Below are 15,192 nucleotides of genomic sequence, written 5' to 3' on the forward strand. Positions count from 1 at the left end.
TACGGCCCATCCGGAGCCCCGGGACGGGCCGTATCTGACCCCGCGTTGTGGTTGCGGTTAGTTGGTGCTCTTGTGGGCCACCAGTTCGATCTCGACCAGCATCTTGGGGTCCAGGAACGGCAGCACGTGGACCAGGGCCAGGCTGGGGCGGATCTCGCCGAAGACTTCGCCGTGGGCGCGCCCGGCTTCCTCCCACTGGCTGATGTCCGTCAGGTACAGCTTGGACTGCACGACGTCGGCATAGTCGAAACCGGCGTCGGCCAGGACGGTGCCGAGCTTGTCCAGGATGAAGCGGGTCTGGGTGTAGAAGTCCTCGCCGACCACGCCGTCCTCGCCACTGGCGGCAGTAGCGGAGATGTAGAGGGTGTTGTCCACCTGAACCGCCCGGGAGTAACCGACCTTCTGTTCCCAGACGGAACCGGTGCCGAATGTCTTGCGCATGGAGGTGCCTTTCGCGGTGTGGGGTGGAGTCGGCACCACTTTAGGGCGGCGGAAGGCGCCTCGGGTAAACCGGCGGAAATGTGTCGGACCGGAGCGGTCCGGGTCAGCTGCCGATGTCCCGGTTCGTCCGGAAGGCGTTGCGGCGGGCGTGCTCGTGGACGCGGCTCAGGGCCTCGATCTGGGACCGGGCTTCGTCGCCGAGGGCGGTGAAGGTGTCCGGGTTGAGCCCGAGCTCGGGCGCCAGCTCTTCCAGGGTCTGCCAGCCGCCGAGCTTGCCCAGGACCGCGGCACGCATCAGCTCGGCCTCCAGCACCATGGTCATCGGCGACCGGCGGACGATGCGCCCGTTCAGCTTGAGCCGGCCGGCGTGCTCGGCCAGCCAGGCCGCGGCCTGGCGGTGCGGGCGCTGCCGGAGGCCGAGGTCGTAGATCAGGCCGCGGAGCATGTCCCGTTCCCGGGTGATTTCCGCGCTGACCCGGGCGAGATCGGCGGACACCGGGGTGTCGGCGAAGGCCTCGGCCATGCGCTGGATGCGGGAGACGCCGGCGGTGGAGCCGGTGAGGTGGTCCGAGAGGTACAGACCGAGGAGTTTACCGTCGATAGAGCCGGGGATGTGCGGTGCCATGGTTCCTCCAGGGTGCCTGTAGCTGAGCGTTTCGGTTGACCCACACCCTACCCGACGGCGGCCTTACAGCTCCTGGCGGTAAACCAGCAGTTTGATGTCGGTGTCCGGCACCACCCAGTCGCGCTCGGGGGCCCGCTGGAAGCCGGTCTTGAGATAGAGTCCGTGGGCGCTTTCCCAGGTCAGGCCCGTGGTCAGCGCCACGGCATGGATCCCGGGCAGCGACCGGGCATGGTCGAGGATGGCGTGGACCATGGCCTTGCCGGCGCCACTGCGCTGGACGGCCGGGTCCACCACGAGCATCCGGAATTCCAGCTCATCGCTCCGGGCGATGTCGGCGTAGGGTTCGCCGGCGACGGCCAGGGTCACGGAACCGACGATGCGGCCCGCGCGTTCCGCCACCCAGATGGTGGCCTTCGCGGCCCGCCGGGCCACGTCCTGGATCTGCCGCATGTAGGGGTGGTCGGCGCTCTCGAAGTAGCCGGCGGCAAGGTAGGCGTCCCGGGTGATGCGCGCAATCGCGTCGTAGTCGGCCGGAACGGCAGGGCGGATGATGATCTGGGGATGCACCTGTCCATGCTACGGGCGGGTACGCCTGACGGGCGGCGGAACTGCAGTTTCCGTGACCGAACTATCAGAACGGGCCCGCCCGTGCAGATCGGCCCGCAACGGCCGGGTCAGAGCGGGAACTTGCCCGAGAGCTCCAGGGTCCCGGCGCAGGTCCAGGCCGAGAGGCGTTCGTCATCGGAGGGGCCGCCGGCCAGCGGGCTGGTCAGCCGCGGGCGGCGCACCCAGCAGCCGGCCTCTTCGGCGATCAGGGCGCCGGCGGCGAAGTCGTGTTCGTTGAGGCCGCGTTCACCGTAGGCGTCGTGGGTACCGTCGGCCACGAGGCAGAGGTCCAGGGCGGCGGAGCCGAGGCGGCGGACATCGGCGAAGCCGTCCATGATGCCGACCAGTCCGGCGGCCTGTTCCGCCCGGACGGCCGGGTCGTAGCTGAACCCCGTGGCCAGGATCTGCCCGGTGCGCCCCGGGACGGGTCCGGACAGCGATGTCAGCCGGCCCGCTTCCTCAAGCCAGGCGCCCTGCCCGCGGAGCGCGTAGTACCTCCGGCCCAGGGCCGGTGCGTTGACGACGCCGGCCAGCCAGACGCCGTCGGGGTCCGCCACAGCCACGGACGTGCCGTAGTAGACGATGTTGCGGATGAAGTTGGTGGTCCCGTCCAGCGGGTCGATGGACCAGCGGTAGCCGCTGGGCGTGGCCGGAAGGACGGTTCCGCCCTCCTCGCCGGTGATGGTGTCGAACGGCCTCGCCGCGGTGATGACGTTCCGGACGGCGGTTTCCGCTGCGAGGTCGAAGGCTGTGACCCAGTCCCCGGACTCGCCCTTGTTGCTGACGCCGAGCTCTGCAGCGTTCCGGCCGGCCAGAACCGCAGCCCCGGCTGCTGCGGCCCGTTGCGCGAGTTCCAGCAGCGCAGCCGGGAGTTCGGCGGTGCGGTCAAGGGCATTGGCAGTCATTCGGTCACAACTTCCTGGTGGTCTTCTTCGGATTCCTCACGGGCGCCGTCCCCGGCGTCGTCCTGGACCCCGGCGGCCCCTGATTCCGCGGCAGAGTCAGCCGGACCGCCCGCGGAACCGTCCGCCGGGCCGTCGGCCAGCAGTGCGCGGAAGCCGTCCTCATCAAGGACCGGCACGCCGAGTTGCTCGGCCTTGTCCAGCTTGGTTCCTGCGTTCTCGCCGGCCACAACGTAGTCGGTCTTCTTCGAGACCGAGCCGGCCGCCTTGCCGCCGCGGAGCAGGATCGCTTCCTTCGCCTCGTCCCGGCTGAAGCCCTCCAGGCTGCCGGTCACCACGATCGTCAGTCCTTCCAGGGTCCGCGGCATAGACTCGTCGCGTTCGTCCTCCATCCGGACGCCGTCCGCCGCCCAGGTGTCCACGATCTCGCGGTGCCAGTCCTCGGCGAACCATTCGGTCAGGGCGGCCGCGATCACCGGCCCGACGCCGTCGACGTGGGCGAGCTCCTCCTCGGAGGCCTGCCGGATGGCGTCCATGCTGCCGAATGCCGTGGCCAGGGCACGGGAGGCCCGCGGCCCGACGTGCCGGATGGACAGCGCCACCAGGACGCGCCAGAGCGGCTGGGTTTTGGCCTTCTCCAGCTCGCGGAAGAGCTTCTCCGTGGTGGCCGTCGGCTTGGACGGCGTCTTGGCGGTGCCCTTGCTGTAGAAATACGGCACCAGTTCGAACGCGCCGGTGGCGACCCCCTTGGACCGCTTTTCCCGCCGGATGCGAACGTCGGCCAGGTCAGCGGGTGTCAGCCGGAACAGGTTCGCCTCGGTGGTCAGCGGCGGGGTCTCCGGCTCCGCGGGCTGGGTCAGGGCAATCGCGGCTTCCCAGCCCAGGGCCTCGATGTCGAAGGCGCCGCGGCCGGCGAGGTGGAACACCCGCTCACGCAGCTGCGCGGGGCAGGAGCGGGAGTTGGGGCAGCGGATGTCCACGTCCCCCTCCTTGGCCGGCGCCAGCGCGGTGCCGCAGGCGGGGCATTCAGTGGGCATCACAAAGTCCCGGACCGGCGGATCCTGCTGCTCGCGCAGGGCCAGGACCGGCCCGACGATTTCCGGGATGACGTCCCCGGCCTTTCGCAGCACCACGATGTCGCCGATTTTGACGCCTTTGGCCTTGACGACCTCCTGGTTGTGCAGGGTGGCCATCTCCACGGTGGAGCCCGCAACCTTGACGGGTTCCATCACGCCATACGGGGTGACGCGGCCGGTGCGGCCGACGTTGACCGCGATGTCCAGCAGCTTGGTGTGGACTTCCTCCGGCGGGTATTTGTAGGCGACAGCCCAGCGCGGAACCCGGGAGGTGTAGCCGAGCGCGCGCTGGGTGGCGAAGTCGTCGACCTTGACCACAATTCCGTCGATTTCGTGACTGAGGCTGTGGCGCTTGTCGCCGTAGCGGGTGATGAATTCCAGCACGTCCTGCAGCCCGGGCAGGACCTCGAAGTAGGGGCTGGTGGGCAGCCCCCACTCGGCGAGCTGCCGGTAGGTGTCCGACTGGCTGGTGGTTGCGAGTCCCTCGCGGGCGCCGATGCCGTGCACGTACATCCTTAGCGGGCGTTTGGCGGTTTCCGCCGGGTCCTTTTGCCGCAGCGAGCCGGCGGCGGCGTTGCGGGGGTTGGCCAGCGGCGCCTTGCCGGCCTCGATCAGGGCCTCGTTGAATTCGGCGAAGGCCTTGGACGGGATGAAGACCTCGCCGCGGACCTCCATCTCGGCCGGGAAACCGCTGCCGCTGAGCTGCTGCGGGATCTCCTTGATGGTGAGGACGTTGTGGGTGATGTCCTCCCCCGTGGTGCCGTCGCCGCGGGTCGCGGCCCGGACCAGCACACCGTCGCGGTAGAGCAGGTTGACGGCGAGGCCGTCGATCTTGAGTTCGGTGAGCCAGGCCGGCGTCCCGTTGCCGAGCTTGGCGATGTTGGCTTCGGCCCTGGCAATCCAGGCCTCCAGCTCCTCGAGGGAAAAGACGTCCTCCAGGCTGTACATGCGCTGCAGATGTTCGACGGCGGCAAAGGCGGCGGACACTTCGCCGCCCACCTCCTGGGTCGGGGAATCGTTGGCCACGAGTTCCGGATGCATGGCCTCGATCGTTTCCAGCCGCCGGTAGAGTTCGTCGAACTCGGCGTCCGAAATGATCGGCGCGTCCTCCTGGTAGTACGCGAAACGGTGCTTGCGGACCTCCTCGACGAGGTCCTCATACTCTTCGCGCACGGCCTCGGAGGGGGTTCGTGTTTCGGCGTCTGCTGCAGTGTTCCCTGTGCTCACAGACCTATCCTGCCTTAGATCGCCGACATTGTCCGGTCAGGATTGCCCGGTGCCGTGCCACCCCAGGGCCGGGGCCGCACCAGGCGGCCGGCGCGCAGTTTGTCGATCGCGCCAGGGATCTCCGCCTGGGTGATGAGGTTCATGGGCGGGTTCAACTGGCCGGATTTCATCAGCTCGTAGATACCCTCGAGGTCTTCCTTCGTGCCGGACTTGGAGCCCTTGATCGAGAGCTGGTCGACTGTCCCTTAACAAGCTGTGGCCGTTGCAGCTCCCGCTATCAAGGGGTGTTGCAACGGCCACAGCTACCCCGGAGGTGCGTCCGGGCCGTGTGCTGAAGGTGCTGGGCTTAGCGGGAAGCGCTTTCCTGCTCGGTGGCGTTGCGGCTGGCGTGCTTGCCGGCCTCCTGCAGCGCCTGGGACACCTTGGCCAGCGCGGCGACGTGCTGGCCGTTCCACTCGCTGCGGAATTTGTCCGCGTCCGGGCCCTTCCAGTCGGTGCCCTCAAGCACCTTGGTCAGCATCGACTTCTGCTTGTCGATCTCCGACGAACCCGCCTGCAGCTTCGTGCCAAGAGTCTTGAGCTGAGCAATGTCTGCGCCCCAAATAGCCATTCGAATATCTCCTCAAATAAGTGAACGGACCCGGGCCCTGCCGGCGTCCCCCAAAGGCCCCCGGCTGTTCCCGGAAGTCCATTGCCTCGAACCTACCCTGTCCGCCGAAAAAGTGTCGATGGGCACCCCTCCCCATCCCGCCGGGTCAAGCCGGCAGGTTGTAGACGTCGAGTCCGAACCGGTTCAGCCCGGGTGTGCCTGCGTAGCCGAGGTAGGGCAGTCCGAAGGTGTCTTCGATGCTGGCCAGCAGGCTGTAGTGGTTGTAGGGGGTGGTGGACCAGGTGCCGCCCTTCGTGAACGGGGAGAGGACAAGGGCTCCGACCCTGCCTCCGCCGGGGCCAGTGATGCCCGGCTGCGGGGAGTTTGGTCCGGGGCCTTCCCCGCAGCAGGCGGCAGCATCGGACTGCGGGCCGTCGGATTCGTCGAACGTAATCACCAGGATGCCGTCCTGCTTGAAGGCCGGGGAGGAGGTGATGGCCGGCACCCACTGTTGGAGCCACTCGTCGGCGCTGGGCAGCCCGCCGGGCTGCCCGTCCACACACGGGGAGTCGTGGCCGTCGTGGCAGAGGTTCGGCGTGATCATGGACAGGTTGGAGGTGGTGGCGGTCGAGGCGAGGTCCGTCTTCAAGGCGCTGAGGTCGACGTCGTTCCTGGCGCAGTCCGGCGAGCCGGTGATCCCGGCGAAGTAGACGAACGGGTTGTGGCGGGCCGCGTACTGGTCTCCTGCTTCTGCCTTTTGGGTGTCATCGACCGCGCCGGGGGCGGGATGCCGGCAGGGGGTTCCCATGTCCTCCATATAGCCCTTCCAGGTCTTTCCGGCGGCCGTTAGCTGTCCAGCGACGGTGGGGACGCTGGACGGGAAGACGCAGCCGTCGCCGACGGCCTGGCCCGGGCTGGCCGTGCCGGTGCCGACGAACGGTGTGTAGCTCTGGCAGTCGGCCTGCATCTGGGGGTTCGGCCCCTGTCCGGAAATCTGTGCCACGTAGTTGGGCTGGGAGTTGTGGGCTGTTCCGGAGTACTGGTTCAGCAGCACCCCCTGGGCCCGGAGGGTCCGGGACAGATACGGGGCGGCCGACGCCGGACCCCAGGTTTCGTCGTAGCCCTTGTTCTCGAGGTTGATGACGAAGACGTGCTTCGCGCCGGGCAGGTAGCTCTGGGCCTGTGTAGCCGCCGGAGCGCTTGCTGTGGCGGCCGGCTGGGCAGGCCCGGAGGCCATCGCTGCCGCGGCGAGCAGGACGACGGCCGAGGCGGAGGCACGCAGGGCGAGCCACCGGCGGCGCTTGCGGGAGCCAGAGGTCGCCGTCGTGTGATCTGTGGTGGTGTTCAAGGGAACTTCCATCCGTCGGCGAGGGCTTTCTCTTTCAGGCCTGACCATTCCTCGGCCGGGGGCGGCCCGACAGGGCTGCAGGCGGGTCCGGCAACGAACGGCGGGACCAAATATTTGGGGGCCGCGAGATTGGCGGGCACGGCGAAGTCGAGGACTTCAGCGATATTGCGGGCGGCCTTGTCCCGGGGGGTCAGCGGCGGCAGGCTCCACCGCCACTCGATGGCCTTCAGGACCGAAGTGTGGTCGTAGACGTCGTGGGCGACGTACCGTCGTCGGGCGCGCGGCGAGATCACGACGGACGGCACCCGGAAGCCGCGCAGTGCCGTGTCCGGGCTCGTGTCCGGGGCGCTGGCCGGGGGGACGTGGTCGTAGAAGCCGCCCCACTCGTCATAGTTAATCACCAGCATCGTGTTGGCCCATCCAGGGCCGGTGGTGACGGCGTTGTAGACCTCTGCCAGGAAAAGTTCGCCGGCGCGGATGTCCGCGTGCGGGTGGTCATCCCCGGAGGTGCCGGAGCCTTCATCGGTGAAGCGGGGGTCCACGAACGACACTGCGGGGAGGCTGCCGGCGGCACAGTCCGTGAGGAATTCGGAATAGTGGTGCGAGATTCCGAGGTACTTCGGGCCCCAGAGCGCGGTGAAGGGGATGTCGCCGTAGTAGTACTTGCCGGACACTCCGGCGGTGGACAGCCGGTCCCAGATGGTAGGGAGCGTGGACGTCACGGTGGAGTTATGAAGCCTGTCCGTTGCGGCGGCGTGCTGGTAGAACCTGTTCGGGTAGGTTTCGGCCATCGTGGCGGCGAAGTACCGGTCGCAGACCGTCCAGTCCGGTCCCGCCTGGCGCCAGAAGTCGAGGTCGGCGCCGGCGTAATAGCCCACGGCGAACTCGTCGTTCTCGCCTGCGCGCAGCCAGCCGTTGTTTTTGCCGTCGTTGTACTCGATCCGGCCACCCTCGTAGGAGTGGTCCGGGTCCGGGTGCCCGCAGCCCTGAAAATCCGTCAGATGATACGTGGTGTGCGGAATGCCGTAGCGGTCCGTGTAGCTCAGGCCGGCCTGTTTGCCGTCCGCACCCGGCATCCACCCCACGAAGTGGTCAAAGGAACGGTTTTCCATCATCACGACGATGATGTGGTCGATCCCTGAGCTGGCGGCAGCCGGCAGCGGGGGCGTGGCCGCATCGGCGGGCCATGCCGAGGCCCCCGCGACCACCGCGCCGGCCGCGGCCGTACCTGCAACACCCAAAAAACTGCGTCTCGAAACGTTCACGTCGGATACTTTCCTTGTCAGGTCCGGCTTCCAGTGCCACCAAGGGTGGTTTGGCCAGCCAGGGGTCTAATCGATCTCGGGGCGGGAAGAGCTACGCGCTGCCGGCCCCGTCGCCGCAGCCGCGGCGGACGGTGTCCGGGTGTTGGCTGGCTCCACAGCAGCGCAGAGGAAGGGGCGCATGCGTGGCAGCCGGCTGGATAAAGCGGGAAGTTACTGACGGGTTTAGTTCACGCCCAAAAGTAGATCACGGAATGGTTACGGTCCGGGTCGATATAGGGATCCGTTCATGCAGTGTTCACGGCGCGTTCGTGTCAATGCCTTGGGGTTCATCTGGCGGCAAATCGCCGCCCGGAGACGGGCTTCCGTCAGAGTTCCTGCGCCGCGCCGCGCCGGCGGCCGCAAAGGCGGGCACCCGTACAAGGTGACGCCCGCGAAAATCCGCCTTGCCCTGGCCCCCCATGGGCAAGCCCGGAACCAACGTCAGTGACCCAGGCAACGACGAACATGGGGCGGCAAGATCGGGACATCGTCCGGTGACAGGATAATTGCATGACCATTGCCCGATCGATTCTGTTGTTTGTGCTTGCTGCGGCCGCCGAGATAGGCGGTGCCTGGCTCGTGTGGCAGGCAGTCCGGGAGGACAAGGCATGGTGGTGGGCCGGGCTGGGGGTCATCGCGCTGGGAATCTATGGTTTCGTCGCGACCCTGCAGGCGGACGCGCACTTCGGCCGCATCCTTGCGGCATACGGCGGGGTGTTCGTGGCTGGGTCTCTCGCGTGGGGCATGATTTTTGACGGCTTCCGCCCGGACATCTGGGACATCATCGGATCGGGGATATGCCTGGTCGGCGTGGTTGTCATCATGTTCGCACCCCGGGGCGTCTGATGACCGTTCACCGGCGGGAAGCCAGCAGGTTGCGGACAGGCGGCCCGGGAGCCCCATTAATTCACGACATCGAACGGGCAGGTACCCGCGTTCAGGACGGTGGCGAACCCTGTGCGGGCGGCCGGGGAGGCGGCTGACGACCCGGACCAGCGGCAGGAGAGCGCGGACAACCGTGTAGCCGAAGACCATGTGGAACAGCGGTGAAGCTCCGCGGACGTTGCGCCTGCATGCGCCGGGTCCTCAGCCGGCCACGTGGCCCGACGCCGCGGATTGCATTGCGGCGGGATTCCAGGTCTGGTTGCCCTCTGAATCCTCGTTGCTTGGATACACCCGGCAGGTGAGGGCCGGCGCCCCGTTTGAGGGGAAGAGATCTGTTTTCCCGGTGAGCTCCGCATACAGCTTCTGGACCCGTGCCTTGATGTCATCCCGGACCAGGCGCATGCGTTCCATGCCTTCGATGCCGCGTTCGGAGGGCTCGTCCGTATCCCAGACCTCGAGCCGCTTGCCCTCGGGGGCTTCGACTTTTGCCTCGTTGCCCAGGACGATCACGGCGTCGGCCGCGTCCAGGACTTCGTCGGTGACGGGTTTGGGGTATTCCCCGGCGATGTGGATGCCGAGTTCTGCCAGGGAGTCCACGGACTGGGGGTTAAGCGACGTGCCGGGTTTGGTCCCGGCGGAGTGTACCGTGACGGTCCCGTTCGCGAGTTGGTTCATCAGGCCGGCGGCGAGCTGGGACTTCCCGCCGTTCTTGCTGCAGATGAACAGGACGCTGGGCTTTTTCGTGGTCTGGGTCATGCGTTTGATTCAGCCTTGTCTGCGTCGGGGGTGTTGAGCAGTGATGCTGCCAATGCCTTGACCCGGTGGTGGATCTCATCGCGGATGATCCGCACGGCCGCAACGGACAGGCCGGCCGGGTCTGCAAGCTCCCAGTCCTCGTAGCGTTTGCCAGGGTAGATCGGGCAGGAGTCGCCGCAACCCATCGTGATCACGACGTCGGAGGCGCGCACGACGTCGTCGGTGAGGGGCTTGGGATAGTCCTTGGTGAGGTCCAGGCCCATTTCGGACATCGCCGCGACGACGGCGGGGTCCAGTTCGGCGGCTGGGAGGGAACCCGCGGACCGGACGCGGATCCTGCCCTTGGCCTCGACGGTGAGCAGGGCTGCGGCCATCTGGGACCGGCCGGCGTTCTGCACGCAGACGAACAGCACCTCCGGGACGTCGGACGTGACGGCGCCCTTGGATTTCGCCAAAGCGTTGAGCCGGTCGTTGGCGAAGTGTTCGGTGGTGGAGGGCAGGTACGTTTTGATCTTCGCGGTCCGGGCCAGGGCGGCGTAGGACTCGAAGACGTAACGTTCAACCGTCTCTGCGGCGAACACACCGGCGAACCGGTCGGCCAGGCGCGCGCTGATCCGGTGCAGGAGTTCGGTGTTGTCCTGCAGGCCCAGGCCGTGTTCGGGGTGGTCAGTCATGTCAGCTCTCCAGTGTGTTCAGTGGATGCAAGCAGGGAAAAGGAGCTCAGTTTTCGCCGGAGCGGCCGTGGGCCAGGCCGGTGGGGAATCCGACGAGGACCGGTTCGGGTGCCCCGCAGCAGCCGCCGGAGGTGTCGGCGACGAACCCTGCGGGTACGGCCGCGGGGACGTCGCAGCTGGTGCCGACGTCGGAGGAGCAGACGCCGGTCTCGGGAAGCTCCAGCTGGACGGCGTCGGCCGCTTCACGGTCACCGGCCAGGGCGGCCGCGACGGAGCGGACCTGCTCGTAGCCGGTGGCCAGCAGGAAGGTGGGGGCCCGGCCGTAGGACTTCATACCCACGATGTAGAAGTCCTGCTCCGGGTGGGCCAGCATCCTGGCGCCATGGGGTTCGACGGTGCCGCAGGAGTGGAATTCGGGGTCGATCAGCGGGCCGAGCTCACGCGGGGCTTCCACAGCCGGGTCCAGGTCCAGCCGTAGTTCCCGGAGGATGTCCAGGTCGGGGCGGAATCCGGTGGCCGGGACCACGACGTCGGCTTCGAGGGTGCGGCCGTCGGTGGAGGTCAGGGTGACGGCTCCGTCGGCCCCGGCGAGGGCGGCGATCCCGAATCCGGTGTGCAGTTCGATGGTTCCGTTCTCTACCAGTGTGCGGAGCCGGCTGCCCAGCTGGCCGCGCGCGGCCAGCTCATCGGCGGCTCCTCCCCCGTAGACCTTGGCGGCGGAGGCGCCGCGGACCGCCCAGACGATCTTCGTCCCGGGCACCTGGGCTGCGAGCCCGGCGAGGTTGATCAGGGTGTTGGCGGCCGAGTGGCCGGCGCCGACCACGAGCGCCGTGCGGCCCTCGAACGTCCGGCGGTGGCGGCCCAGGACGTCCGGCAGTGGTGGGGAAATCCTGTCAGCTGCGGCGTTTTCGCCAAGGGCGGGCAGGCCGGAGGTGCCGAGCGGGTTGCGGGTGGACCAGGTGCCGGAGGCGTCGATGACACCGGCGGCCTGGTACTCGCGGACCTCGCCGTCGGTGTGTTCGACCCGGACGACAAAGGGTGTGGTGTTGCGGTTTCGGCTGTGGGTTTTATCCATGCCCTGCCGGGTCACTGCCACGACGCGGGCGCCGGTGTGGAGGCGGGACGCGATCGCCGGGAGCGCGGCGAGCGGGGTGAGGTAGCCGTCGATGAGTTCGCCGCCGGCGGGCAGCGCCGTCGGCTCAGGTGATTCCCAGCCGTTGGCGGCGAGCAGGCGGACGGCGGCGGCGTCGGTGTTGTACCGCCACGGGGAGAACAGGCGGATGTGGCGCCACTGTTCGATGGCGGCACCCGCCGTCGGGCCGGCCTCGAGGATGAGCGGCTCCAGGCCGCGCTCGAGCAGGTGCGCAGCGGCAGCGAGGCCGACGGGGCCGGCTCCGATGACAGCGACGGGAAGGGTAGTGGTTACAGCCATGGTGTGTCCTCTTCGGTCAGGAGTGGGTCGGTTCCTCGACGAGCGCGGTGGCGATGCTGTCGGCATCATCCAGCGCGGCGAGGTAGCGTTCGGCGTCGAGGGCCGCGGCGCAGCCGGTGCCGGCGGCGGTGATGGCCTGGCGGTAGCGGTGGTCCACGGCGTCACCGCAGGCGAAGACGCCGGGGAGGTTGGTGACGGTGGTGGGTGAATCCACCTTGATGTAGCCCTCGGCGTCAAGCTCGACCTGGCCGGTGAGCAGTTCGGTGCGCGGCACGTGGCCGATCGCGACGAAGATGCCGGTGGCGGCCTGCTCCCGGGTTTCACCGGTGCCGGTGTCGGTCAGGGTGACGCCGGTGACCTTGGCGTCGCCGTGGATGGCGGTGACGGCGGAGTTCCACGCGAAGCTGATCTTGGGGTTGTCCTTGGCGCGCTGGGCCATGATGCGGGAGGCGCGGAGCTCGCCCTTGCGGACCACAACGGTGACGGTCCTGCCGAAGCGGGTGAGGAACGTTGCTTCCTCCATCGCGGAGTCGCCGCCGCCGACGACGATGATGTCCTGGTCGCGGAAGAAGAACCCGTCGCAGGTGGCGCACCAGGAAAGCCCGTGGCCGCTGAACTTCTTCTCCTCCGGAAGGCCGAGCTCCTTGTAGGCGGAGCCGGTGGCGAGGATCACGGCCGGCGCCTCGTGGGTTTCGCCGGCTGCGGTGGCCACACGCTTAAGGTGGCCGGTGAGCGTCACTTCGGTGACGTCGTCGAACACCACCTGCGCGCCGAATTTTTCGGCCTGCTGCTGCAGGCCGTCCATCAGCTCCGGCCCCTGGACCCCGCCGGGGAAGCCGGGGAAGTTTTCCACCTCGGTGGTGTTCATCAGGGCGCCGCCCGCGGTGACTGCCCCGGCGATGACGAGGGGCCTCAGGCCGGCCCGGGCGGCATAGATCGCCGCGGTGTAGCCGGCGGGGCCGGAGCCGATGATGATCAGCTGTTCAGTCATGGCGGTGCTCCTACTTGGCCGTGGGGGTGAGCGATGCGATGAGGTCCTCGATGCGGGCCTTGATCTCGTCGCGGATGGGGCGGACGGATTCGACGCCCTGGCCGGCGGGGTCTTCGAGTTCCCAGTCCTCGTAGCGTTTGCCCGGGAAGATCGGGCAGGTGTCGCCGCAGCCCATGGTGATGACGACGTCGGATTCCTTGACGGCCTCGGTGGTGAGGACCTTGGGGATCTCGGCGGACATGTCAATGCCGAGTTCGGCCATGGCCTCGACGGCGGCCGGATTGACCTTGTCGGCGGGCTGGGAGCCGGCGGAGCGGACCTCAATGGCGCCCCTGGACAGGGTGGTGAGGAAGGCGGCGGCCATCTGGGAACGGCCGGCGTTGTGGACGCAGACGAACAGAACGGAGGGTTTCTTGGCGGTTTCGGTGCTCATCGGGGTGCTCCTGAAGGTTCTTGAAGTCAGACGGAAAGGGGGCTGGCGGTGAAGTAGCGTTTCCGGGCCCAAAGGGCCACGTAAACCAGTGCAACAAGGACGGGGACTTCGATCAAGGGGCCGACGACGCCGGCGAGGGCCTGGCCGGAGGTGACGCCGAAGGTGCCGATCGCCACGGCGATGGCGAGCTCGAAGTTGTTGCCCGCGGCGGTGAACGCCAGTGTGGTGGTCTTGGCGTAGCCGAGGTCCAGCCACTTGCCGATCAGCATGCCGGCGGCGAAGACGACCAGGAAGTAGACCAGCAGCGGCACCGCGATCCGGACAACGTCCAGCGGACGGGAGGTGATCGTACCGCCCTGCAGGGCGAAGAGCAGGGTGATGGTGAAGAGCAGACCGTACAGCGCCCACGGGCCCAGCCTGGGCAGGAACGTGCCCTCGTACCAGTCCCGGCCTTTGGCCTTTTCGCCGACGGTTCGGGTGAGGAATCCGGCGAGCAGCGGGATTCCCAGGAACACCAGGACGGAGGCGGTGATGGCCCAGAAGGAGAAGTCCGCGCTGGTGGTCGGCAGCCCCAGCATTGAGGGCAGCAGTTGCAGGTAGAACCAGCCGAGCGCGCCAAACGCGATGACCTGGAAGACGGAGTTGATGGCCACCAGCACGGCGGCGGCTTCCCGGTCACCGCAGGCGAGGTCGTTCCAGATCATCACCATGGCGATGCAGCGGGCCAGGCCCACGATGATCAGGCCCGTGCGGTACTCGGGCAGGTCCGGGATGAAGATCCAGGCCAGGGCGAACATGAACGCCGGGGCCAGCACCCAGTTCAGGACCAGCGAGGTGATCATGAGTTTGCGGTCCCCGACGACGCGGTGCGCCTGGTCGTAGCGGACCTTGGCCAGCACCGGGTACATCATCACCAGCAACCCGATGGCGATCGGGAGCGAGACGTCGCCGACCTTGACCGCTTCGAGGGCGGTGTCCAGGCCCGGGATGAAGCTGCCCAGGAGCAGCCCCAGGGCCATGGCGGCGATGATCCACACCGGCAGGAAACGGTCCAGGGTGGAGAGTTTGCCGGCAACGGCAACCTCGCCTCCTGGGGTGGGCGACGGGTCAGTCTGGGTGCTCACGGGACTCCTGTGCTGCTCAGCTTTAGATTGATGCTTGTCGATATGAAGTATTCCCAACTATATCGATGAATGTCAATCTGTGTGCATAATAGACACATGAATTCTCTGCAAACTGTTGAGCCGGCCCTCGACGCGGCCTGCTGTGCACCGTCCGCCCGGCCTGTCCTCAGCGCGGAGGATGCCCGGCAAAAGGCGCTCGTCTTCAAGGCCCTCGCCGATCCCAACCGGCTTCGACTGCTCTCCATCGTCAAGGGCGAGGCCTCCGGTGAATCCTGCGTCTGCGACCTCACCGAACCTCTGGATCTGGGGCAGCCCACCGTGTCGCATCACCTCAAGATCCTGGTCGACGCCGGGTTGCTGCACCGCGAGAAGCGCGGCACCTGGGCGTACTATTCGCTCGTTCCCGGCGCCATGGAGAAGACGGCCGGCCTCCTGGCGTCCCTGTGAGCCACGAGGATCCGGCGTCCCACGCCACGGTCCGGAGGAAGGCCGACACCAGGACCGCAACCAGGGAGGACACTTATGCATAACGAGACCACCACCACAGAAGACCGGCTGCGCGCGATGCTGGAGAATGTCAGGACGGCAACCGCCAACACCCGCCAGGCGATGGACTCACCGGGCGACGAGAACTGGGTGCAGGACGGCGAGTCCGATGCCGAATACCTGCGGGCCATCCAACGGGACACGATCGCCAGGCTTAACGCCACCGCCCGGGACATCGAAGCACTGCTGGCCCAGCGGCTGGACGGCTAGCCAGACGCGTCACGGCCCCCGCC

Annotated in this window: 17 protein-coding genes and 1 pseudogene; 3 read left to right on the plus strand and 15 right to left on the minus strand. The window is 67.7% G+C overall.

The genetic code is table 11. The features are described 5' to 3' along the window. Nucleotides 1–57 precede the first annotated feature (57 nt). From QCD75_RS12895 to QCD75_RS12935, 9 genes are all read right to left on the minus strand, one after another. The gene (locus tag QCD75_RS12895; RefSeq protein ID WP_301229181.1) at nucleotides 58–441 is read right to left on the minus strand and encodes a RidA family protein; all 384 of its coding nucleotides are present in this window, start codon (nucleotides 439–441) and stop codon (nucleotides 58–60) included. 103 nt (nucleotides 442–544) lie between these two features. After that, nucleotides 545–1,066, minus strand: a complete 522-nt coding sequence (locus QCD75_RS12900; RefSeq protein WP_301229183.1) for a hypothetical protein — start codon at nucleotides 1,064–1,066, stop codon at nucleotides 545–547. A 63-nt stretch (nucleotides 1,067–1,129) separates the two neighbouring features. Then, nucleotides 1,130–1,633: a GNAT family N-acetyltransferase gene (locus tag QCD75_RS12905; protein ID WP_301229185.1), complete on the minus strand. Its 504-nt coding sequence runs from the start codon at nucleotides 1,631–1,633 to the stop codon at nucleotides 1,130–1,132. A 107-nt stretch (nucleotides 1,634–1,740) separates the two neighbouring features. Further along, nucleotides 1,741–2,577: an inositol monophosphatase family protein gene (locus QCD75_RS12910; RefSeq protein WP_301229187.1), complete on the minus strand. Its 837-nt coding sequence runs from the start codon at nucleotides 2,575–2,577 to the stop codon at nucleotides 1,741–1,743. Continuing rightward, the gene (gene ligA, locus QCD75_RS12915) at nucleotides 2,574–4,877 is read right to left on the minus strand and encodes an NAD-dependent DNA ligase LigA (RefSeq protein WP_301229189.1); all 2,304 of its coding nucleotides are present in this window, start codon (nucleotides 4,875–4,877) and stop codon (nucleotides 2,574–2,576) included. Before ligA ends, QCD75_RS12910 begins: the two co-directional genes overlap by 4 nt. Before the next feature lie 14 nt (nucleotides 4,878–4,891). After that, nucleotides 4,892–5,020 (minus strand): hypothetical protein, encoded by a 129-nt coding sequence (locus tag QCD75_RS12920; RefSeq protein ID WP_301229191.1) that lies wholly within the window; start codon nucleotides 5,018–5,020, stop codon nucleotides 4,892–4,894. A 203-nt stretch (nucleotides 5,021–5,223) separates the two neighbouring features. After that, on the minus strand, nucleotides 5,224–5,487 hold the full coding sequence (locus tag QCD75_RS12925; RefSeq protein ID WP_301226137.1) for a hypothetical protein: 264 nt from the start codon (nucleotides 5,485–5,487) through the stop codon (nucleotides 5,224–5,226). Nucleotides 5,488–5,632: 145 nt separating this feature from the next. Beyond that, entirely contained in the window at nucleotides 5,633–6,814 is a 1,182-nt protein-coding gene (locus QCD75_RS12930) for an alkaline phosphatase family protein (protein ID WP_301229193.1), read from the minus strand. Further along, nucleotides 6,811–8,079 carry an alkaline phosphatase family protein gene (locus QCD75_RS12935; RefSeq protein WP_301229195.1) on the minus strand — a complete coding sequence of 423 codons (1,269 nt, stop codon included), beginning with the start codon at nucleotides 8,077–8,079 and terminating at the stop codon, nucleotides 6,811–6,813. The genes QCD75_RS12930 and QCD75_RS12935 overlap by 4 nt, the downstream gene beginning before the upstream one ends. 549 nt (nucleotides 8,080–8,628) lie before the next feature. Between QCD75_RS12935 and QCD75_RS12940 the strand changes: the two genes are divergently transcribed. Continuing rightward, complete coding sequence (locus tag QCD75_RS12940) at nucleotides 8,629–8,964, plus strand: YnfA family protein (RefSeq protein WP_301229197.1); 336 nt, start codon at nucleotides 8,629–8,631, stop codon at nucleotides 8,962–8,964. A gap of 378 nt (nucleotides 8,965–9,342) precedes the next feature. Here the strand turns inward: QCD75_RS12940 and QCD75_RS12950 are convergent. The 6 genes and pseudogenes from QCD75_RS12950 to arsB all read right to left on the minus strand — a co-directional run. Further along, nucleotides 9,343–9,759 (minus strand): annotated as a pseudogene (locus QCD75_RS12950) (arsenate-mycothiol transferase ArsC); the annotation flags it as partial. After that, nucleotides 9,756–10,433 (minus strand): arsenate reductase ArsC, encoded by a 678-nt coding sequence (locus tag QCD75_RS12955; protein ID WP_301229199.1) that lies wholly within the window; start codon nucleotides 10,431–10,433, stop codon nucleotides 9,756–9,758. The gene QCD75_RS12955 and the pseudogene QCD75_RS12950, both read right to left, overlap by 4 nt. Before the next feature lie 46 nt (nucleotides 10,434–10,479). Continuing rightward, the gene (locus tag QCD75_RS12960; protein ID WP_301229201.1) at nucleotides 10,480–11,865 is read right to left on the minus strand and encodes an FAD-dependent oxidoreductase; all 1,386 of its coding nucleotides are present in this window, start codon (nucleotides 11,863–11,865) and stop codon (nucleotides 10,480–10,482) included. A gap of 16 nt (nucleotides 11,866–11,881) precedes the next feature. Next, complete coding sequence (gene trxB / locus QCD75_RS12965) at nucleotides 11,882–12,856, minus strand: thioredoxin-disulfide reductase (protein WP_301229203.1); 975 nt, start codon at nucleotides 12,854–12,856, stop codon at nucleotides 11,882–11,884. Nucleotides 12,857–12,866: 10 nt separating this feature from the next. Continuing rightward, on the minus strand, nucleotides 12,867–13,289 hold the full coding sequence (locus QCD75_RS12970) for an arsenate reductase ArsC (RefSeq protein WP_301229205.1): 423 nt from the start codon (nucleotides 13,287–13,289) through the stop codon (nucleotides 12,867–12,869). A 26-nt stretch (nucleotides 13,290–13,315) separates the two neighbouring features. After that, the gene (gene arsB / locus QCD75_RS12975) at nucleotides 13,316–14,413 is read right to left on the minus strand and encodes an ACR3 family arsenite efflux transporter (RefSeq protein WP_301229207.1); all 1,098 of its coding nucleotides are present in this window, start codon (nucleotides 14,411–14,413) and stop codon (nucleotides 13,316–13,318) included. A 96-nt stretch (nucleotides 14,414–14,509) separates the two neighbouring features. On the opposite strand from arsB, the gene QCD75_RS12980 reads away from it, so the two are divergent. Continuing rightward, nucleotides 14,510–14,860: an ArsR/SmtB family transcription factor gene (locus tag QCD75_RS12980; protein WP_301229209.1), complete on the plus strand. Its 351-nt coding sequence runs from the start codon at nucleotides 14,510–14,512 to the stop codon at nucleotides 14,858–14,860. Between the two features lie 75 nt (nucleotides 14,861–14,935). Beyond that, nucleotides 14,936–15,169, plus strand: a complete 234-nt coding sequence (locus QCD75_RS12985) for a hypothetical protein (protein ID WP_301229211.1) — start codon at nucleotides 14,936–14,938, stop codon at nucleotides 15,167–15,169. Nucleotides 15,170–15,192: the final 23 nt, after the last annotated feature.

The organism is Arthrobacter sp. PsM3 (assembly GCF_030433895.1).
Lineage (GTDB): Bacteria > Actinomycetota > Actinomycetes > Actinomycetales > Micrococcaceae > Arthrobacter.